Origin of the sequence: Microbacterium sp. UMB0228, assembly GCF_002871415.1 — a bacterium.
Lineage (GTDB): Bacteria > Actinomycetota > Actinomycetes > Actinomycetales > Microbacteriaceae > Microbacterium.
In genome coordinates, this window is the sequence record NZ_PNFU01000005.1 from 101,696 (window position 1) to 121,913 (window position 20,218).

The 20,218-nt window shown below is 70.5% G+C and carries 16 protein-coding genes; 11 read left to right on the forward strand and 5 right to left on the reverse strand.

Annotation, left to right across the window (positions count from 1 at the left end):
- Positions 1-52: 52 nt before the first annotated feature.
- From CJ226_RS12725 to CJ226_RS12750, 6 genes are read left to right on the forward strand one after another with little or no spacing between them, the layout of a single operon-like run.
- Positions 53-1,036 (forward strand): carbohydrate ABC transporter permease, encoded by a 984-nt coding sequence (locus CJ226_RS12725; protein ID WP_231868278.1) that lies wholly within the window; start codon positions 53-55, stop codon positions 1,034-1,036.
- Positions 1,036-1,890, forward strand: coding sequence for a carbohydrate ABC transporter permease (locus CJ226_RS12730; protein WP_102209395.1), 855 nt, complete (start codon positions 1,036-1,038; stop codon positions 1,888-1,890). The genes CJ226_RS12725 and CJ226_RS12730 overlap by 1 nt, the downstream gene beginning before the upstream one ends.
- Complete coding sequence (locus tag CJ226_RS12735) at positions 1,887-3,803, forward strand: hypothetical protein (protein ID WP_102209396.1); 1,917 nt, start codon at positions 1,887-1,889, stop codon at positions 3,801-3,803. The genes CJ226_RS12730 and CJ226_RS12735 overlap by 4 nt, the downstream gene beginning before the upstream one ends.
- Positions 3,800-4,582 (forward strand): dimethylmenaquinone methyltransferase, encoded by a 783-nt coding sequence (locus CJ226_RS12740; RefSeq protein ID WP_062637033.1) that lies wholly within the window; start codon positions 3,800-3,802, stop codon positions 4,580-4,582. Before CJ226_RS12735 ends, CJ226_RS12740 begins: the two co-directional genes overlap by 4 nt.
- A complete protein-coding gene (locus CJ226_RS12745; protein ID WP_102209397.1) occupies positions 4,552-5,496 on the forward strand; it encodes an aldo/keto reductase in 945 nt (314 codons plus the stop codon). Before CJ226_RS12740 ends, CJ226_RS12745 begins: the two co-directional genes overlap by 31 nt.
- A 21-nt stretch (positions 5,497-5,517) precedes the next feature.
- Positions 5,518-6,327, forward strand: a complete 810-nt coding sequence (locus CJ226_RS12750) for an amidohydrolase (RefSeq protein ID WP_102209398.1) — start codon at positions 5,518-5,520, stop codon at positions 6,325-6,327.
- Between the two features lie 190 nt (positions 6,328-6,517).
- Here CJ226_RS12750 and CJ226_RS12755 read toward each other — a convergent pair whose 3' ends face one another.
- The 5 genes from CJ226_RS12755 to CJ226_RS12775 form a co-directional block, all read right to left on the reverse strand.
- Positions 6,518-7,168, reverse strand: coding sequence for a GntR family transcriptional regulator (locus CJ226_RS12755; RefSeq protein WP_060922931.1), 651 nt, complete (start codon positions 7,166-7,168; stop codon positions 6,518-6,520).
- Between the two features lie 19 nt (positions 7,169-7,187).
- Positions 7,188-7,793: an SGNH/GDSL hydrolase family protein gene (locus CJ226_RS12760; protein WP_102209399.1), complete on the reverse strand. Its 606-nt coding sequence runs from the start codon at positions 7,791-7,793 to the stop codon at positions 7,188-7,190.
- Positions 7,784-11,857 (reverse strand): Ig-like domain-containing protein, encoded by a 4,074-nt coding sequence (locus tag CJ226_RS12765; protein ID WP_102209400.1) that lies wholly within the window; start codon positions 11,855-11,857, stop codon positions 7,784-7,786. The genes CJ226_RS12760 and CJ226_RS12765 overlap by 10 nt, the downstream gene beginning before the upstream one ends.
- Before the next feature lie 185 nt (positions 11,858-12,042).
- Positions 12,043-12,321, reverse strand: a complete 279-nt coding sequence (locus tag CJ226_RS12770) for a type II toxin-antitoxin system RelE/ParE family toxin (RefSeq protein ID WP_102209401.1) — start codon at positions 12,319-12,321, stop codon at positions 12,043-12,045.
- Positions 12,318-12,587, reverse strand: coding sequence for a type II toxin-antitoxin system Phd/YefM family antitoxin (locus CJ226_RS12775; protein ID WP_102209402.1), 270 nt, complete (start codon positions 12,585-12,587; stop codon positions 12,318-12,320). The genes CJ226_RS12770 and CJ226_RS12775 overlap by 4 nt, the downstream gene beginning before the upstream one ends.
- Before the next feature lie 365 nt (positions 12,588-12,952).
- On the opposite strand from CJ226_RS12775, the gene CJ226_RS12780 reads away from it, so the two are divergent.
- Genes CJ226_RS12780 through CJ226_RS12800 form a run of 5 tightly spaced genes read left to right on the forward strand, consistent with a single transcriptional unit; the run spans position 12,953 to position 20,200 of the window.
- Positions 12,953-13,807 (forward strand): carbohydrate ABC transporter permease, encoded by an 855-nt coding sequence (locus CJ226_RS12780; protein WP_174235390.1) that lies wholly within the window; start codon positions 12,953-12,955, stop codon positions 13,805-13,807.
- Positions 13,804-14,709 carry a carbohydrate ABC transporter permease gene (locus tag CJ226_RS12785; RefSeq protein ID WP_025105392.1) on the forward strand — a complete coding sequence of 302 codons (906 nt, stop codon included), beginning with the start codon at positions 13,804-13,806 and terminating at the stop codon, positions 14,707-14,709. Before CJ226_RS12780 ends, CJ226_RS12785 begins: the two co-directional genes overlap by 4 nt.
- A 49-nt stretch (positions 14,710-14,758) precedes the next feature.
- Positions 14,759-16,084, forward strand: coding sequence for an extracellular solute-binding protein (locus tag CJ226_RS12790; protein WP_062637048.1), 1,326 nt, complete (start codon positions 14,759-14,761; stop codon positions 16,082-16,084).
- An 11-nt stretch (positions 16,085-16,095) separates the two neighbouring features.
- Entirely contained in the window at positions 16,096-17,901 is a 1,806-nt protein-coding gene (locus tag CJ226_RS12795; protein WP_062637049.1) for a BNR-4 repeat-containing protein, read from the forward strand.
- A gap of 37 nt (positions 17,902-17,938) precedes the next feature.
- On the forward strand, positions 17,939-20,200 hold the full coding sequence (locus CJ226_RS12800) for an FAD-dependent oxidoreductase (protein WP_102209403.1): 2,262 nt from the start codon (positions 17,939-17,941) through the stop codon (positions 20,198-20,200).
- The last annotated feature ends 18 nt before the right edge of the window (positions 20,201-20,218 follow it).

A 20,218-nucleotide genomic window follows, 5' to 3' on the forward strand; every position in this document is an offset into this window, starting at 1 on the left:
CGCTGCCCCAGCGCCTCCCCCTGAACGCGCCACCGAGAACGAGAGTGCCGCCATGACTCCGCCCACCACGACCGCGCCGCCTCCGGCCGCCGCCGCCACCCCGACAGGACCATCGACGCCGATGAGCTCGCCCCCCGCCCCGCGCCGCCGCACGGCGCTGCAGCAGTGGCGGAACCGGATCCCCGGCATCCTCATGGGCGGCCCGGCCGTCGCGGTCTTCCTCGCGATGTTCGTCATCCCGATGATCCTCGCGGCGGTGCTCAGCTTCACCGACTGGAACGGCTACAGCCTCAACTTCAACTTCATCGGCTGGGACAACTACATCAAGGCGTTCCGCAGCCCGCGCTCGACGCAGGCCGCGATCTTCACGGGCGTCATCGCGGTGGTCGGCACGATCCTCTGCAACGCCATCGGACTCGCGATCGCCGCGCTCATCTCCGGGCCCGGCCGCTCGAACACGATCCTGCGCACGATCTTCTTCTACCCGTACGTGATCAGCGCCCTCATCATCGGCTTCCTCTGGTCGGCGATGCTCTCCCCCACCGGCGCCGTCAACGGTCTGCTCAGCACGCTCGGCCTCCCGGCGATGCCGTTCCTCACGGACCCGACCTTCGCCAAGGCGAGCGTGATCTTCACGATCGTGTGGTCGCACTTCGGCTTCAACATGATCCTGTTCCTCGCCGGCATCAAGTCCGTCCCCGCGGAGTACTACGAGGCGGCGACCGTGGACGGCGCCTCGCGGTGGCAGCAGTTCCGGTCCATCACGCTGCCTCTCATCGCGCCCGTCTTCACCGTGAACCTCGTGCTCACCCTCGTCGGGCTCCTCAAGGCGTACGACGTGGTGCTGTCGCTCACCGACGGCGGACCTGCCGGCTCGACGCAGACCATCGTCTACCAGATCCTCAAGGACTCCTTCGCGAACTCGGCCCTCGGCTTCGGCGCCGCGCAGTCCATGATCCTCCTCATCGTCACCGCGGTCGTCGGCCTCGCCGTCACGCTGGTGCGACGCCGCGCCGAGCAGAAGGCGACCGACTGATGAAGCAGACCCGCAACCGCCCGGCCCTCGCCGTCAGCACGATCCGGTGGATCGTCCTCGGCGTCGTCGCGATCACGATGCTGATCCCGATGTACACGATGCTGATCAACGCGTTCAAACCGCAGGCCGACATCATCGAGAACCCGCTGCTGATCACGCCGCAGATGTTCACGTTCGACTACCTGTGGGCCGCGATCACGAGCAGCAAGTTCAACGTGATCGCCGCGTACGGCATCACACTGCTGTTCGTCGTGCTCGTGAACCTGTGCTGCATCGCCCTCGCCGCGCCCGTCGCCTACGTCATCGCCCGCGGGCGGTCGAAGTGGCACCTGGGACTGCTGCTCCTCTTCGTCTCCGGGCTCTTCATCCCCGGTCAGGTGACGCTGATCCCCGTGGTCTTCGTGCTGCGGGTGCTCGGGCTCATCAACACGATCCCCGGGTTCATCCTCTTCGAGACGGCGGCGACCCTGCCGGTGACGATCTTCCTGTTCACGGCCTACCTCCGCAGCGTGCCGCGTGACATCGACGAGGCGGCGTCCCTGGACGGCGCCGGGCCCATCCGCGCGTTCTGGGCGTGCATCTTCCCGATCATGAAGCCCGTCGTCGCGACGGTCGTGGTGCTCAACTCGATCGGCGTGTGGAACGACTTCGTGAGTCCGCAGATCATCCTCGGGCCGAGCTCCGGGATCTACACGCTCACCACCGGCGTCTACGCGGCGGTCGGACAGTTCTCGACCGACTACACACAGGTGTTCCCGACCCTCCTGCTGGCCGTGCTGCCCGCGATGGTGTTCTTCATCGTGATGCAGCGCCACATCATCGGCGGCCTGGTCGCCGGAGCGACGAAGGGATGACCGTGCCGGAGACTCCGCTCACCCGTCCGCTGCGTGCGATCCCGGCCTGGGCCGTGCTGCAGCGCCGGCTCTTCGCCGAGGTCGAGGAGGCCCGCCGCCTCTTCCGCGACCGCTACACGCTGCCGGACGGCCGCCTCCGCGGCGTCGCCGAGTTCATCGACCGCGACGGCGTCGACGACCTGTACGAGCCCTTCTTCAACTGGCCCGCGTTCTACCTGCTCGGCGGCTCCGACGAGGTGCTCGCCGACGCCAAGCGGCACTGGGAGGGCGTGACCGTGCAGCTCGCCGAGGCGGGCATGCTCACCGAGGAGTACGACAACGGCTACGACTGGTTCCATCAGGGCGAGTCGCTGCTGTTCCTCGCCGGCATCTGCGCCGCCGACCCGGCCGACCCCGCGTTCGCCGCGCGCGCCGCCCGGTTCGCGGCCCTCTTCACCGACCCCGCACAGGGCAACTACGACGCCGAGCGCAACATGATCCGCTCGCCGCACAACGGCGCTCTGGGTGCCCGCGAGGGTCTCGACGAGAAGATCGTGCCGTACACCGCCGACCGCGACGAGATGCGCCCCTACGGTCTGCCGCTGCACGGCCTGGACGGCATCGCCTCCTGGGACGACCTCGCCGACCCCGCCCACGCCCAGCGGATGGCGGAGGAGATGCAGCGCCGGGCAGCCGGCGATATCGCCGTGAACCTCGCCGCGACCTCCCTCGCCGCGAACCGCTGGCTCTACGACGGTGACGAGGAGGCGGCCGCCTGGATCCGCCGGTACGTCGACGGCTGGCGTGCGCGCGCGGCCGGCGGGCTGCTTCCCGACAACGTCGGCCCGGACGGCACCGTCGGCTCCCTCCACGACGGCCGCTGGTGGGGCGGCCACTACGGCTGGGCCTGGCCGCACGGGCTGCACTCCGTCGGCATGAGCGCTCTGATCGGTGCCCTGAACCACGCGCTCGTCACGGGCGACGACGGCGCCCTCGACCTCGTGCGCACCATGCTCGACACCGTGCTCGCCGAGGCGCGCACGGGCAGCGTCGCGGAGTCCACGTACAGCCTGCGCGGCGGGTGGATGGCCCGGCTCGGCGCCGCTGCCACCGAGCCCGCTCTGCTGGTCCCCTACCGCCACGGCGCGGACGGCTGGTTCGACTACGGTCCGCTGCAGCTCGACCTCCCCCTGTGGCTGTGGTGGTGGTCGCGGCGGTCGTCCGACCGGGAGCGGCTGGAGACGGCGATCGCCGGCCTCCCCTCCTCCGCCGACCTCGTCGCGCCGTTCCGCGACAAGGAGGAGGCGGGTCACGAGGCCGGCTGGTTCGCGTACCTCTCTGGCGACCTGCCCGACTATCCGGTGCGGGCGCTGGAGATGGCGCTCGGCCAGGTGGCACGTCGTGCCGCGATGATGCTCGCCGACGACCGCGACCCCGACGCCGCGCACCTGCACTTCTGGCAGCGCGTGAACCCGGTGGTGACGGAGGTGCTGACCCAGCTCGTCGGCGGGGCGCCGCAGGTGCTCTACAACGGCGGGCTCGGTTTCACGGCGCTCCGCTACGAGGACGTCGACCGCGCGCGGCCCGGACTCCCGGAGGACGTCGCCGCGCTCGTGCACCGTCTCGACGACGACGGCATCGGCGTGCAGCTCGTGAACACCTCTGCCGTGCACACCCGCACCGTGCGGCTGCGCGGCGGGCGCTTCGGCCTCGACCGGATCGTGCGGGTCACGGCCTCCGGCGAGGAGCCCGGCTTCTGGCCCGGCGCCTCGGGCACGTACACCGCTCCGGACGCCCCGACCGTCACCACGACTTTCGACGTGGACGACGACCTCGTGGTGGCCCTGCCCCCGGCGCACACCGCCGACCTCGACCTGACCATCGCGCGTGCGACCGGATCGCCGCGCCACCTGTTCCCTGAAGGAGACGCATGAGCGCCGATCTGATCCGACCCGACTTCGCCCTGCCCGTGCGGGGTGGGGCCTACCAGCGGCCCTCGCGCGAGGTGGTCGACTCCTTCGACGCGATCTCCTCCGCCACCGCGTGCGCCAAGCTGCACGGACTCGGGATCCGCCGCAGCTACATCGACGGACCGGAGCCGCTGAGCCTCGGCCAGCGCGTCGTCGGCTCGGCGCTGACCCTGCAGTTCATGCCGCAGCGCGAGGACATGGCCTCGGGCGACGGCCAGGAGTACGCCGAGCGGCACACCGCCCTGTGGCACGTGCTCGAGGCCGTGCAGCCCGGCGACGTGCTGGTGATCCAGGCGTACGGCAGCCGGTTCTCCGGGTGCATCGGCGACATCCTGGCGCGCTACTTCGCGCGCAAGGGCGGGGCGGGGATCGTCGTGGACGGCCGCATCCGCGACGCCGGCCGCATCCGCGAGCTCGGGATCCCGGTGTGGTCGACGGGCACGACCCCGCACTACGCCTCGCAGTCGGAGCTCGTGCCGTGGGCGTACGACGTGCCCGTCGCGGTGGGCGGGGCCCTGTGCATGCCGGGAGACCTCGTGGTGGCAGACGACGACGGCCCTGTCGTGGTGCCGCAGGCCATGGCGCCGCGGGTCGTGGACGACGCGCGCGATCACGAGGAGTGGGAGGTGTTCAGCCGCCGCCGTCTCGACGAGGGCGCACGCCTGAGCGACTACTACCCGTTGACCCCCGACAGCCGCGAGGAGTACGAGGCATGGCGTTCCGTCCAGAGCTCCGTCCGCTGAATCCCGAGGTCGCCGCCCGCGACGACGTCGGACTCGGGTGCGCGCCGATCGGCAACCTCTTCGCCCCTGTGCCCGACGGCGACGCGGTGGCCACCGTGCAGGCGGCGCTCGCCCGCGACGTCCGTTTCTTCGACACCGCACCGCTGTACGGCTCGGGCGAGAGCGAGCGGAAGCTCGGCCTCGCCCTGCGCGGCGTGCCGCGGGACGACTACGTGATCGCGACGAAGGTCGGCCGGGTGCTGGTCGATGCGGACGGCCGCCCCGTCGCGGGCGCCGCGAGCGGACACGACTCCGTCGTCGACCTCAGCAGGGACGGCGTGCGGAGGAGCCTCGCGGGCAGCCTCGCCCGGATGGGTGTCGATCGCGTGGACGTGCTGCACCTGCACGACCCCCTAGACGTGGAGGCGGCGTTCGCGACGGCGCTTCCGGCCCTCGCCGAGCTGCGCGACGAAGGGGTCGTGCGCGCGATCAGCGTGGGCCTGGGACGGCTCGACCCCCTGGAGCGCTACGTCGCCGAGGCGCCGCTCGACGTGGTGATGGAGGCCGGTCGGCTCACGCTGCTCGACCGCACCGCCCTGGACCGGCTGCTGCCGACCGCGGCGGCCCGAGGCATCGGGGTGCTCGCGGCCGCGGTGTTCAACTCCGGCATCCTCGTCGACCCGGTCGGCTCCCCGTTCTTCGAGTACAAGCCGGCACCCCCGGAGCTCCGGGAGCGGGCACAGCGCCTGCAGGCCGTGTGCGCCGCGTACGGCGTGCGCCTCGCGGATGCCGCGGTGCAGTTCCCGCTGCGGCAGGGTGCGGATGCGGTGGTCGTCGGGGCGCGCACCCCCGCCGAGGTGGACGCGTTCGTGGACGGCATCGACGCCGCGCTGCCCGCCGCACTGTGGGACGCCCTCGACGCGGAGGCTGCATGACCGCGCGGCCCGGGAGCTGACGTGCGGATCGTCGACGCCCATGTGCACGTCTGGGATGCGGACGCCGTGCCGATCCCGTGGTTCCGCGACGACCTCGGGCTCCCCCGGCAGGCCGCGGCCGCTCGTCTCGGACGGGAGCTGACCGACGCCGGCGTCTCCTCCGCCATCGCCGTGCAGGCGGCGGACTCGGTGGCGGAGGCGGAGTGGCTGACCGCGACCGCGGCCCGCGACCCGTTCCTGCGACGCGTGGTGCTGCAGTACACCCCCGCGCCGGGACGAGCCGCCGGCGCCACGGCGGTCGCGTTCTCTCCGGCCGTGGTCGGCGTGCGCGCCGCGGTGCCGCAGTTCGCCGCGGATCTCTCGGATGTGGACGGCCTCGACGCCCTCGCCGCCCACCTCGGCGCGACCGCCCGCACCCTCGAACTGCTCATCCGCCCGGAGCAGCTGCCCGCCGCGGCCGCCCTCTCCCGACGGCACCCCGACACCGCGATCGTCGTCTGCCACCTCGGCCTCGGCGTCCGGACGGCCGATGGCGCATGGCTCTCCGCCCTCGCCGAGGCCGCGTCGGCTCCGGGCGTGTCGGCGAAGGTCTCCGGGCTCGACCTCGCGGCGCGCGGGGCGGAGGAGTCGCGGGAGCTGCTGCGCTCCGCGTTCGCCCTCTTCGGCGCGGAACGGCTGATGTACGGCAGCGACTGGCCGATGTCCACGCGGACCACGACCTACGCGGAGGTGCTCGCCGCGACCCGGCAGGCTCTTCCTCCGCTGTCCCCGGCCGAGGCTCGAGCATTCTGGTCCGGTACCGCCGACCGCCTCTCCCCCTTCACCGCGTAGCCCCCCGTCGCAGATCCTCACCGTGCCGCAGGGACTCCGGTCACCTGTGCGACCTCGGTGTGAAACTGCGACCTCGAGCAGGGACTCCCCACCCCGGACACTTCCGCACCCCGTCGCACATCCTCACCGTGCCGCAGGGACTCCGGTCATGCGTGCGACCTCGGTGTGAAACTGCGACCTCGCGCGGGGGTCAGTCGAGGAGGGTGCCGGCGGCGTGGGCGCGGAAGAGGGCGGACGCGGCCTCTTCGTCGCCGGCCTCCAGGGTGTCGAGCAGGCCCTTGTGCCAGTCCGCGACCTCGTGCCAGTCCCCCGTGAAGGTGGGGTCGCCGAGCACGTGCATGACGCGGAGGCTCGGCTCCAGGAGGTCCCACATGCGGGGGAGGTACACGTTGCCGCTGGCCTCGATCACCGCACGGTGGAAGGTGAAGTCGAGTTCGCGGAACCGGGCGAGGTCTTCCGCCTCCGCCGCCTCATGCATCTGCGCGATGAGGCCGACGAGCTCGGCGCGGCGAGCAGGGTCGAGCGCCCCGCAGGCCAGCCGTCCCGCCAGCCCCTCCAGCTCGACGCGGGCGACCTTGGCCTGCGCCGCCTCCTCCGCGGAGTAGCTCGCGACGAAGTTGCCCTGATGCCGCACGTGCGACACGAGACCCTCGTGGGCGAGCCGCTTGAGAGCGTCGCGCACGGGCGCCTGGCTCACCTGCATCTGCCGGGCGAGCTGCGACTCCACGAGCTGCTCGCCGGGGGCCAGCGTCGAGTCCTTGATCATCGCCTTGATGAGCGCGTAGATCTGATCCGACAGCAGTCCGCGCTGCAGTCCGGCCGTGCCGAGAGCATCCGTCATGACCATCAGTCTACGTCCATTATCGACTATCGCTAATGGACGCGGCCGTGCGCCAGGCATCCGCGATGAGGGCGGATCCGCGGGGCGTCGGGTGCACCCCGTCCGGCGCGAGCTCGACGACCGGATACTGCTCCGCCGCCGCCGTGAACACCTCGTGCAGGGGCACGAACGCCGCCCCGTGCTCCGCGGCGAGAGCCCGCACCGCCGCCCGCTTCCCGTCGAGGTCGTCAAGCCACGTGCGCTGCTCCTCCGTCACCGGGAGGAAGTACGGCTCCATCAGGATCAGCCGCGGGGCGTGCGCGGCCACCGCGCGGCCGAGGAGGTCGCCGAGCGTGGCGGCGAACTCCTCGGCCGAGGTCGGGTCGTCGCTGTCGAACCGCCGCCACATGTCGTTCACGCCGACGTACACGGTCAGCAGCTCCGGCGCCGTGGGCAGCAGCTCCGCGTCCCACCGCGCGGCCAGGTCGCGGGCACGGTCCCCCGCGATCCCGAGGTTGCGGACCGTGGCCCCCGCGGCCTGCAGCTCGGGGGCGAGGAGTGACACATAGCCGTCCCCGAAGGACTCCGGGTCGGAGCGATCGCGCCCCGCGTCGGTGATCGAGTCTCCGATGAAGGTCACCCGCATCGTGGCACGTCCTGTTCGTCGTTCTTGAGCTTCGGTCGCACCGAGATCGGGAGCTCGACGCTCGCGCCAGCGTACGTCACGGTGAGCGTGTGGTGCGGGCGCACCTTGCTGCTGTCGAAGCCGCTGACCATGTCCGCCGTCACCTGCTGGGTGGTGCGGGATCCGTCGCTCCAGTCCACGCCCAGCAGCATGCCGGTCACGTCGAGCTCCTCGCCGCGCACGTAGCGGGTCTTCGGGTCGGCTTCGGGCGCCCAGCAGATGCCGGTCACCGTCGCGGGAGGGGGTGTCGGCCGCACGGCCAGGGTGTTCGTCTTGCCGTAGTGGTAGACGTTGAAGAAGCCGTCCGCACCGATGCGGAGGTTCTCCCTGGCGTCGACCATGTTCCACACGGTCGCGTCGTCGACCCGGAGCACGATGCGGGTGCCGCCGTCCTCGGCGACGGCCCCGAACTCGATGCGGTGCGTGGAGTTCGGCTCGATGACCGTGTTGGGGATGCTGTCGAGCATGGTCTGGCCCGGGGTCCAGCTCTGGAACTCGATCACGTCCTCCTTGATCACCGCGAGGTATCCGGTGTTGGAGTTCTGCCAGGCGGGAAGGCCGGTCTGGTCGGAGCGCGCCTGGAAGCCGTACCAGCCGCCGTCGAAGGCGCCGAACTCCGCCTCGAACTGCAGCAGGGTGCCGCCGAAGCGCTCGGCCTCGTAGCCGTGCACGCCCTGACCGCTGATCACGACACCGGTGTCGTCCACCGCGATCAGGTCGGACTGGCTCCAGTTCGCTCCGTCCTTCAGCTGGCCGTCCAGGCGGGTGGTCGGGTACTCGGCGTCGTCCACGGTCACGGTGACCGTGTCGCTGAGGCTCGGATCGGCGACCGAGGTCGCGGTGATCGTCGCCGTGCCCGCCGTCACTCCCGCGATCCGTCCCCCGGAGACCGTGGCGACCTCCGGGGCGTCGGTCGTCCAGGTGACCCGGCCGTCGCTGGCGTCCTCCGGGGCGACCGTGGCCGCGACGGACCGCCGCTCCCCCACGGTCAGTCCCACGGCATCGGCGTCCAGGCTCACGCCCGTGACCGGCACGCCGGAGAGCGAGAACCCGATGTCATCGAAGTCGAGCGAGGCGTAGTTCTCCACGTAGAACCCGACCCGGCCGGCCGTGCCGGGGCCGGGGTCGGCGCCTTCCAGCGCGATCGCCCCGTTGACGGAGATCCGGATCTGCCCGTCCTGCACCGCGATACGGACGTGCGAGGTCTCGCCGGGGGTCAGGCCCTGTGCCGCCGGCACGACCTTCTCGGCGACGACCTTCCAGGCGTCGTCGAAGATCGTCCAGGTCGGCCCGGCCGCGGCCTGGCGGAAGCGGATGTAGCCGCCACCCTTGCCGTTGCGGTCGTAGACGATGAGTCCCGCGTTGGCGGGGGTCGTGGCCGGCGCCGTGACGTCGAAGTCGAGCACGAACTCCGTGAAGTCCCGCGGCAGGATGCTGTTGGCGCCCTTGAGGATGCGGTACACCTTGTCGCCCGACGCATCCACCTGGATGGAGCGGTTCGGGTCGGTCGGCCAGCCGTTCGCCCCCGACTCGAAGTCGGTGAAGTGCAGCACGCCGTCGCCCTCCTCGACGATCACCTCGATGGTCGCGGTCTTGGTGGCATCGGCTTTCGCCGTCGCCGTCACCGTGGTCGTGCCGGGGCCCATGCCGAGCACCACGCCCTTGTCGTTGACGGAGGCGACGGCGGTGTCGGCCGAGGCATAGGTCACCGCGGCGTCGTCGGCGTTCCAGGGCAGCGGCACGGCGCGCACCCGCACCTCGTCCCCCGCGTCGATCGTGAGCGTGTCGCTGTCGAACGCGATGTCCTCGAGCGGGATGGTCTGCGGCTGCTGCGTCTGCCCGATCGCGCCGTCGACCCCGATCTCGCCGAAGGCGATCGCCTCGAAGCCCGGGATCTGGTCGAACACGGCTGCATCGGCCTTCAGCGTGTAGTCGCCGTTCGCGGCGTCCACGAAGCCGGGGTCGGCGTCGGCCACCCAGTTGTCCTCGTAGTTCAGGAGGTTCTTCCCGTCCTTCGCGCCGTGCTCGTTGACGCCGGCCATCCGGGCCCGGTTCGGGTTCCACACGACGTTCTCCGCGAACGTGCTGTGGTTCGGGAAGTAGTGGTCGTCCTCGAAGAAGTGCGCGAGCTCGGGGTACTTCGTCAGGTACGGCGTGCCGACGAAGTCGTTGTTGTCGGCGAACACCTTCTCCCAGGCCGGCATGTAGTCGCGGTCGACGACGTTGCCCTCCTGGTTGCCCATCCACTGCTCGTAGTTGTCGTACGGGGCGTAGGCGTCGACGAAGACGTTGTTGCGCGCCTCGATGTAGTCGGCCGAGCCGCTCTTGATCGCACCGTTGCCCATGTTCACGAACACGTTCTTCTCGATCGTGAGATCCCACGTGAAGTTGTCGGCGTAGATGCCCTCGACGCCCGCCATGCCGACGCCGATGTCGTGGAAGTAGTTCTCCCGGAACACGTGACCGCGCTGCTGCGGGGTCTTGCCGGAGTTCATGTAGATCGCACCGAGGTCGTGGAACTGCTTGCAGACGTCGTACACCTCGTTGCGTTCGAACAGGTGGTCGTTGCCGTGCACGATGATCCCGGGGTGCGGAGCGTCGTGGATCTCGTTGTCCCTGGCGATGTTGCCGACGCCGTCGAACATCACGCCGGGGTTGTAGGCCTTGTGGTAGTACGCGAAGTCGGCGATCTCGGAGTTCTCGACCCGGTTGCGGCCGGGTTCGAGCGTCGTCTTGTCACCGCCCTGGAGCACCACGCCGACGCCGCCGACGTGCGTGAGCCGGCTGTCGGTGACGGCGTGGTCGCGGCCACCCCGGTTCACCGGGATGCCGTCGTAGGTGTAGCGCCCTGGCGAGTTGATGAGCACGCCGCCGTCGGTGAAGTTGCGGATGTCGCTGTGCGAGATCGTCACGTGCGAGCCCCCGAGGATGACCGCGGCCGTCGCGCGTCCGTACTCCATCACGAGGTCGTCGAAGTTCACGTACGAGGCCCCGTCGGCGCGCAGCATCGGCTCGTCGAGCGTCGTGACCGTCACGGCGCCGCGGCCGGACGTGAAGGCCGCGTTCGGGATGAGGTACAGCTTCCCGGCGTCGCGGTCGATGTAGTACTCGCCGGGGGCGTCGAGCTCCTCCAGCAGGTTCTGCGCGAAGTGGAAGTCGGGGAACCAGCTCTTCATGATCCCGGACATCTCGCCGTAGCGGAGGGTGATGGTCTTCGCCTCGGTGTCTATGCTCTCGATCTTGTTGTACGACCACTCCCAGCTGTAGCCGAAGATGCCGTCCAGCCACACGTCCTCGGCCTGGGTCCAGTGCTTCGGACGGTCGTAGCCGTAGCTGAACGTGCCGCCGCGCTCCTGCAGGTCGGCGTCGTTGCGGTCCGGCCCGGCGTCGATGATGTCGCCCATCTGCACGGTCGGGGTGGCCGCGTCGGCGTTGGGCCAGCGCGCGAGGGTCATGCCCTGGCCGTCGATGAACAGCTCCATGGGCGGGGTGGTGCTGACGTCGTTGGCCTTCCAGTAGCCGTGGCGGCTGAGCTGACCGTAGTCGGTGATGCCGAGGTCGGCGAGGTCGATCCCGACGACACGGTCGCGGGCAGCCGGGTCGATGATGCGGTCGGTCACCGCCGCGTCGTCGACCGCGGCGAACTGGTCGCGCGGCAGCTCGCGACCGCCGGTGAGGGTGGCGGTCTCCCCCGGGTACGAGCGGTAGGTGATGGGGGCGTCGGCAGTGCCCGAGTCCTGCGCGCCGATCTCGAACGACGCCGAGCGGGGGTACGTGCCCTCCCGGAGGTACACCGTGAGGCCGTCGTCCGGGAGCGCGGAATCCGCCCTCAGCGCGCGGATCCGGTCGCGGGCGCCTTCCAGCGTCGCGAGGGGGTCGTCGATCGTGCCGGAGGCCGTGTCGTCACCTCCCGGCGCGAGGTAGAGGGCGTCGTCGTCCGCGGCCGCAGCCGCAGCCGGGACCGCCGCAGCGAGGGCGGATCCGAACACCGCCGCCAGGGTCAGGCTTGCCAGTACACGCTTCATCGCGTCTCCGAACTGTCGCTTCCCGCACGGCGATGCGCGCGGCGCCGCGGGAGCGGCTGCTCCGACCGTAGCCAATCGATAATCGACTAGCAAGGATCGATACTGATCGTTTCGGCTGACCACAGACTTGACGCCGTCGCGGCGCGGCCGACCGTCGGGCGGGCCGGCCGGCATGCGGCTAGCTCTCAGCGCCGCCGGTAGACATCCGCTCGATGAGCGATGCGGAGCACGTAGACCGTCCGGGCCTCGACGTCGACCCTCACCACGAGCCGGTAAGCGATGCCCACGTACCCCGTACGTTGTCCTTCCAGCTCCGCACCCAGCGGCTTCGTCACTCGCAGCGGGTTCTCCGCCAGCGGCCCGGAGAGAAACCGCAGCACCGCGTCAGCGAACTTCGGCTCCAGCCGCTGCAGAGCACGCATCGCCGGGCGTGTGACCTGAACGTCGTACGCGTCCGAGCTCACCGGCGAGCCAGCTGCTCGCGCACCTCAGCGAGGCTCAGGGTGCGCCCTTCGGCGATGTCCTCGTCAGCTTCCTCGACCTCGGCAGCGTGTTCGGGGTCATGAAGCAGGACAAGGGTCTCCTGCAGCGCTTCGAGGTCGTCGACACTGAGCATGACGACCGCCGGACGGCCGTGACGGGTGATCGTCACGGCATCATGCGTCGTGTCGATCGATTCCACCAACTGGGACAGCCTGTCCTTCGCTTCACTCACGGAGATCGTCTGCATAGGAAGATTCTAGCCCGACTTTTGGCCGATTTGCCGGCCAGAATTCTGGCCTACACCGGGCCGCGAGCGGGGCCGTCGAGGTGTGTCTGATCGCGAGGATCACCGCGGCGGAGCTAGCAGCTCCAGAAGGTCGAGAGCCTTCTCCCGGCGAATCGGTTCACAAAACAAACCACTTTCCACCACTTTCTGACTATTGCGCTCTCCAGTTGACGTCGCCGTAATGTGCCGGAAATACTGGGGAAGCCCGAGACCGCACCGCGAGAGTGCGGACACATCACCCCAGGCCAAGGATGACCTAGATGACAGAACAGACCATTTCCTCACAGATAGGAACAGGTCGCCGGCCCCGTCGCCTCTCGGACGGGATGTTCGCGCTCCTCCTCACGGCTCCCGGCCTCGCGCTCCTCGCCGCCGTCGTCGTGTACCCACTGATCACGGCCCTCATCACCGCGTTCTACAAGCAGAGCCTCGTCGAGCCCGGCCGCGAGTTCGTCGGCTTCCAGAACATCGTCGACGTGCTGACGGGCGAGTTCTTCCCCCTCCTCACGCAGACGCTCGTCTTCACCCTCGGCACGACCATCGCGCCGTTCGTGATCGGCTTCGGCCTCGCCCTCGCCCTGAACACGCGCATCCGCGGCGCCAAGGTGCTCCGCGGCCTCATGCTCATCCCGTGGCTGATCCCCGGCGTGGTCGTGTCGTTCCTCTGGATGTGGATCTTCAATGCCAACTACGGCGTGCTCAACGCGGCCCTGGAGACCGTGGGCCTCATCGACTCCCCGCAGGCGTGGCTCGCGAACCCCACCACCGCCATGATCGCCGTGATCGTCGCGAAGACGTGGCAGTCGTTCCCCTGGATGATGGTCATGCTCCTCGCCGGCCTGCAGACCGTGCCGATCGAGCTGCACGAGGCCGCCGAGATCGACGGCGCCGGCACCATCCGCCGCTTCTTCTCCATCACGGTCCCGCAGATGAGCGGGATCATCGGCCTCGTGATCCTGCTGGAGTTCATCTGGAACTTCCAGCACTTCGACATCATCTACGTCCTCACCGGCGGCGGTCCCGCCGGCTCCACCCAGACGTTCGCGACCGCCGTCTACGAGACCGCGTTCGACGGCTTCGACCTCGGCCACGCCGGGGCGATCGGCCTGCTCTGGATGATCCTGCTGATGGCGCTCGTCGTCGTCTACGTCCGCCTGTCCGAGAAGGGAGAGAAGCGATGACCGCCGTGCTGACCGAAGAGACGGTGGCCGCCGTCTCCGCCCCACCCGCCGCGCCCCGCCGTCGGCGCCACCGCGCCGACCGCCGCGCCTCCACCGTGAGCGCCTGGATCGCCGTCGTCGTCTTCGGCGGGTTCGCCCTGCTGCCCGTGTACTGGCTGCTCGCGACGTCGCTCACCCCGCGCACGGAGGTGTTCAGCTACCCGCCGAAGCTGTTCCCCACCGAGATCACGTTCGAGGCCTACGCCGCGCTCGCGAACAACCCGGCCCTGTTCGGCTACCTCCGCAACAGCATCGTGGTCTCCGTCATCACCGCGATCCTCTCGGTGCTGGTGTCGGCGTACATGGGCTACGCGTTCTCGAAGTTCCGCTACCGCGGCCGCCGCAGCCTCATGTACTTCGTCCTGGCCTCGCAGATGTTCCCGCAGGCGCTGCTGCTCATCACCCTCTACGCGGTGTTCTCGGCCTACGGCCTGCTCAACACCTACACGGCGCTCGTGCTGTCGTTCACGACGTTCACGCTGCCGCTGTGCGTGTGGATGCTGAAGGGCTTCTTCGACACGATCCCGGACGAGCTCATCGAGGCCGCCCGCGTCGACGGTGCCTCCCGCCTCCGCATCATCCACTCGATCGTGCTGCCGCTGGCCGCGCCCGGCCTCATCGCCGCGGGACTGTTCGCGTTCGTCCGGGGCTGGAACGACTTCATCTTCGCCCTCACCCTCGCCGGTCCCGACAAGCAGACCCTGCCGCCCGGCCTCGTCAACACGTTCATCGGCGAGGCGTCCACCGCCTGGCCGGAGCTCATGGCGGCTTCGCTCGTGGTCTCGCTCCCCGTGGCCATCGCGTTCATCGCCCTGCAGCGCTTCCTCGTCGGCGGACTCACCGCCGGCGCGGTCAAGGGCTGACCCGCACCACCCCCTCATCCGCAGTCCCTCGAAGAAGAGAGAGCATCCCATGTCCGAGAACACCACCGTCTCCCGTCGCCAGCTGCTGCAGTTCGCCGGGCTCGGCGCCGCCGGCCTCCTCCTCGCCGGTTGCATGCCGAGCGGCGGCGGCAGCGGCAGTCCGTCCTCCTCCCCCGGCGCCGGGCTCGGCGCGGGCGACTTCACCGCCACCGACTTCTCCTTCTCCAGCTGGTCGCTCACCGAGGAGGCCGCCGCCCCGGCCACCCGCGCGCTGCTCGACGGCTACAAGAAGACCAACGACGTCGGCATCACCGAGGTCTCCTTCCCCTACAACGAGTACTTCAAGCAGCTCATGCTGCAGGTGCGCGGCGGGCAGTTCACCGGCGCCGCGCACGTCGACGTCGCCTGGCTCGCCTCGCTGGCCGCGCTCGGGAAGCTGGAGGACGTCTCGGCGCTCACGAAGGGGCGCGGGTACACGGCCTCGAGCCTGGAGGCCACGCAGCTCGACGGGAAGCAGTACGCCTTCCCCTGGACCATCGGCGCGATCGGCCTCATCACGAACTCCGAGCTGCTGACGAAGGCGGGGATCTCCACGTTCCCGACGACCGTCGACGACTTCGAGGCGGCGCTGAAGAAGCTCAAGGCCCTCGGCGGCGGCCTCATCCCCTACGCCGCTTCGACCAAGGCCGCCCAGCTCAAGGACGTCCTCATCTGGATGCAGACGTTCGGCAGCGACCTCGTCAAGGACGGCAAGGTCACGATCGGCGACGACGCCAGCATCGAGGCGGTCACCTGGTACAAGTCGCTGTACGACCAGGGGCTCATCGCCGCCGACGTCGATCGCTTCGACGCCCGCTCGCTGTTCGCCCAGGGCCGCGCCGCCATCTACGACGACGCCCCCGTCGGTCGCGCGTCCGTCACGAAGGACTCGCCGGATCCCGACCTCGCCTCCAAGCTCGTGCCCGAGTCCCGGCCGGTGCTGAAGAAGGGCGACACCCCGCGCGCCCTCGTCTGGGGCGGTGCCATCGCCATCGTCGGCGGTGGCTCCGGCGACAGCACCCGCACGGCCGCAGACTTCGGCCAGTGGGCCACGAGCGACCTGAAGGCGGTGCTCGGCGACTACGAGCTGCGCGGCCTGCCGCCCGTGACCGAAGAGGCCCAGGCCTCGAAGGAGGTGGCGTCCGACGCGTTCGGCTCGCGCTTCGCCGAGAAGATCACGGCGACCGCCACCACCAACCCGTTCTGGCAGTACCCGCAGTACGCCCAGATCGAGACGGTGATCGCCGACCGCGTGCAGGCCGTCCTCGTGGGCCAGCAGAGCGCCAAGGACGCGATGGCGCAGGCCGGCGACGACGCACAGAAGCTGCTGGGCTGAGGAGCATCGCCATGACCCTCCGCTCGAAGGTCGGCGCCACCGCTGCCGCCGCCCTCGCCGCACTCGTCCTCGCCGTGCCCGCTCCGGCCGCCGCCGCGACCCCCGACGTCGAGACCGTCCCGGTCACGGTCGACAGCTCCAACCAGTCCGGCTGGTGGAACCCGCTCGTCGTCGACGGCGACGAGACGTACTTCGCGTACAACGTGCCCGGCTCGGTGGCCGCGAAGCACCAGGTGAACCTCGCCGTCCGCGCCGCCGACGGCACGTGGACCTCGGGCTGCCTGCGGCTGGCGACCGGGGCCTGCGCCGAGTACGCGGACGACAACGGCCACAACCAGCCGTCGATCGCGATCGACGGCGACGGATACATCCACGCGTTCGTCTCGATGCACCACGAGCCGTGGAAGTACTTCCGCTCCACCGCGCCCTACGACGCGACCTCGCTCGTCGACGTGAGCGCGGAGATGCCCGACGCCGGGGCCGCGGTCTCCTACCCGGTCACGGCGCAGGGAGCCGACGGCGACATCTGGCTCATGGTGCGCATCGGCGCCGACCCGCAGGCTCGCCGCGACGGGGTGCTGTACCACTACGACCCCGTGGCCGGGACGTGGAGCCGCGAGACGACGATCGCCGCCGCCGTGAACCACTCCTTCTACCCGGACGACCTCGAGGTCGATGCCAGCGGCAAGGTGCACGTGCTGTGGGAGTGGGGCCCGTGGCCCGCCGATCCCTACCGCCACCTCGGCTCCTACGCGGTGTACGACCCTGCCGCGGGCGGCTTCCGCGATGTCGCCGGGCAGGCGCTGCCGACCCCGATCCGCCCGGACACCCCCGGCGCCGTCGTGTGGCGCGGCTACGAGCCCGGCGAGGCCATCGGCGACGCCGTGCCCGCGGTGCAGACCGCGAAGATGGCCCTCGCCGACGGCGAGCTCGTGGGCGTGACCTACCGGTACGCGGACGAGACCGAGAACGCCTTCGACGTGCGGTGGGCGACCTGGACCGGCTCCGCCTGGACGAGCGAGACCCTCGTGGACACGGACGCCCTCGGTGGCGGCGTGCAGACCATCGCGGCGCTCGACACCACCACCGCCGGCGGGGAGACCCGCGTCTACGCCGTGGTGTCGGTGCAGGACTGCGGCATCACCCGCAGCCAGACGGTGCTGCTGACCGCCGGGGCCTCCGGATGGACCGCCGACACCGTGGGCGATCCGGTCGTGGGCCAGCAGCGCCTCCGCGCGGCGACCCGCACGGACGGCACCGACATCGTCTACCTCAGCGCCCCCGCCGTTCCCAGCGGCGGCACGCTGCGGCACGCCGAGATCCCGCGCGACGGGCAGCCGGGGGCGACCACCCTCCCCGCCATCGTCGCCTCCCTCCGGGGCGACGCCGGCGGCGAGAACCTGGCGCTCGGCGGCACCGCGACCGCCTCGTCCCAGCTCCGCGCCGACACCGGCCCGGAGAAGGCGATCGACGGCGGCTGCACGGATGCGAGCCGGTGGATCTCGGCGGCCTCCGACACCCAGCCAACCATCACGGTCGAGTGGGACCAGGCCGCGCCGCTGGACGTCGTCCGGGTCCGCAGCGGATACACGGTCGGCCCGCCGCAGACCTCCGTGCTGCGGGACTTCACCGTCCAGCTGCGCACCGCGAGCGGCTGGGTCACGGTCGGCACCGTCACCGGCAACACACAGACGACGGTCGTGGTCGACGCCCAGGGGCGGACGGCCGATGCCGTGCGCCTCGTCATCACCGACCCGTCCGACTCCGCCACCGACGTCGCCCGCGTCTACGAGATCGAAGCGATCGCCGCGCGCTGAGCGGCATCATCCCCCCTCCCGAAAGGAACCCATCCCCATGCGCACCCAGACCGTCGAAGCCGACATCATCGTCGTCGGCGGCGGCCTCGCCGGAGTGAGCGCCGCCGTCGCGGCCGCCCGCCTCGGCCGACGTACCGTGCTGATCAACAACCGGCCGGTGCTCGGCGGCAACTCCTCCTCGGAGGTGAGGGTCTGGGTGTGCGGAGCGACCGCCCACGGCAACCAGCGGTGGGCGCGGGAGACCGGGATCATCGGCGAGATGTACCGGGAGAACCAGTTCCGCAACCCCGAGGGCAACCCCGTGTACTGGGATGACGTGGTGCTCGACATCGTGCGCCGCGAGCCCAACCTCACGCTGTTCCTCAACACGGAGGTGCTCGAGGCCGAGGCCACCGGACCCGACGACGCCCGTCGGGTCCGGTCGGTCACCGGCTGGACGATGGGCTCGGAGATCCGCACCGTCTTCCGCGGGCCGCTCTTCCTCGACTGCACCGGAGACGGCCTGGTCGGGCGACTCGCCGGCGCCCGGCACCGACTGGGCAAGGAGAGCCGCAGCGAGTTCGGCGAGGACTGGGCGCCCGAGCAGCCCGTGCGCGAGTTCCTCGGCTCGACGCTCCTCTTCTATACGAAGGATCTCGGGCACCCGGTGAAGTACGTCGCGCCGGAGAGCGCGAAGGACATCTCGACCACCCCGATCCCCTCGTCGCGCATCATCCGCAGCGGCGACAGCGGCGCGCATTACTGGTGGATCGAGTGGGGCGGCACGCTCGACATCGTCGACGACAACGAGGCGATCCGCGACGAGCTGCGGTCGGTGATCCTCGGCATCTGGGATCACATCAAGAACTCCGGCGAGTTCGACGCCGACAACCTGACCCTGGAGTGGATCGGCAACATCCCCGGCAAGCGCGAGTACCGCCGCTTCATCGGCGACTACACGCTGCGCCAGCAGGACATCCTCGAGCAGACGTCGTTCGACGACGGCGTCGCGTTCGGCGGCTGGTCCATCGACCTCCACCCCGCCGAGGGGATGTACGCGACGGGGGCGGGCGCGGTGCAGCGCTTCTCGGACGGCGTCTTCGAGATCCCGTTCCGCTCGCTCTACTCCGTCAACGTCGACAACCTGCTCATGGCGGGCCGCGACATCTCGGCCACGCATATCGCCTTCGGTGCCGCCCGAGTGATGGCCACGTGCGCGGCGATGGGCGAGGCCGCGGGCACCGCCGCCGCCCTCTGCTACGCGCACGACGCCACGCCCCGGGAGCTGTACGAGCACCATCGTGCGGAGCTCCGGCAGACGCTGCTCCGCGCCGACGCCTCCCTCATCGGAGTCGCGAACGAGGATCCCTCCGACCTGGCCCGCACCGCCGCCGTCACCGCGTCCAGCACCCTGCGCACGATCGGCACACCGGAGAGCACCGTGGCCGCGGCGACCCCGCACACCCTGACGGACGACCTCGGCATCGTCGTCCCCGTGCACCCGCGCCTCGACACGACCGAGCTGCTGCTCGGCGCCGAGGCCGACACGCAGGTCACGGTGGAGGTCTGGTCCACGGGCCGCCCGCAGAACATCGTGCCCGCGGTGCTCGAGCACCGCACCGTGATCGACGTCCCCGCCGGTGGTCCGTCCTGGGTGCGGGCGGAGACGCCTTTCGCCCCGGAGGACCCGCAGAACGCGATCATCGTGCTCCGCGCGAACCCGCAGGTGCAGGTGCAGCTCGCCGACGAGCTCCCACCAGGGGTGCTCACCCTCGTGCACCGGGTCGACAACGACGACCGGAACGTGCAGGTCGACCGCGACGGTCTCCTCGTGCAGTGGCCGACCAAGCCGCTGCGCGGACGGGTGCCCGCGTTCCGCACGAGCCCGCGCTCCGAGGCCGTCGCGCCGGAGCGCGCCGTCTCCGGGTACAACCGCCCGTTCGGCGGTCCGCACCTGTGGGCGTCCGCCCCGGAGGCCGAAGGCCCGCAGTGGCTGCGCCTGGACTGGGAGCAGCCCGTCACGGCCTCCGAGATCCGCCTGGTGTTCGACGACGACGTGGACCTCGAGCTCAACACCCTGCACCACCACCGCAGCCCCGACGAGGTGCTGCCCCAGCTCGTGCGCGACTACCGGGTCGAGGTGCAGCAGGCGGGTTCCGAGGAGTGGCGCACCGTGGCGGAGGAGCGCGACAACCGCCATCGCCTGCGGGTGCATCCGCTGCCGGAGGACCTCGGCGCCCTCACGGCCGCCCGCCTCGTGGTGGAGCGGACGAACGGCGTCGCGGAGGCACGCGTGATCGCGTTCCGAGTGCAATCGTGACGGAGAGCGCTAACGTGA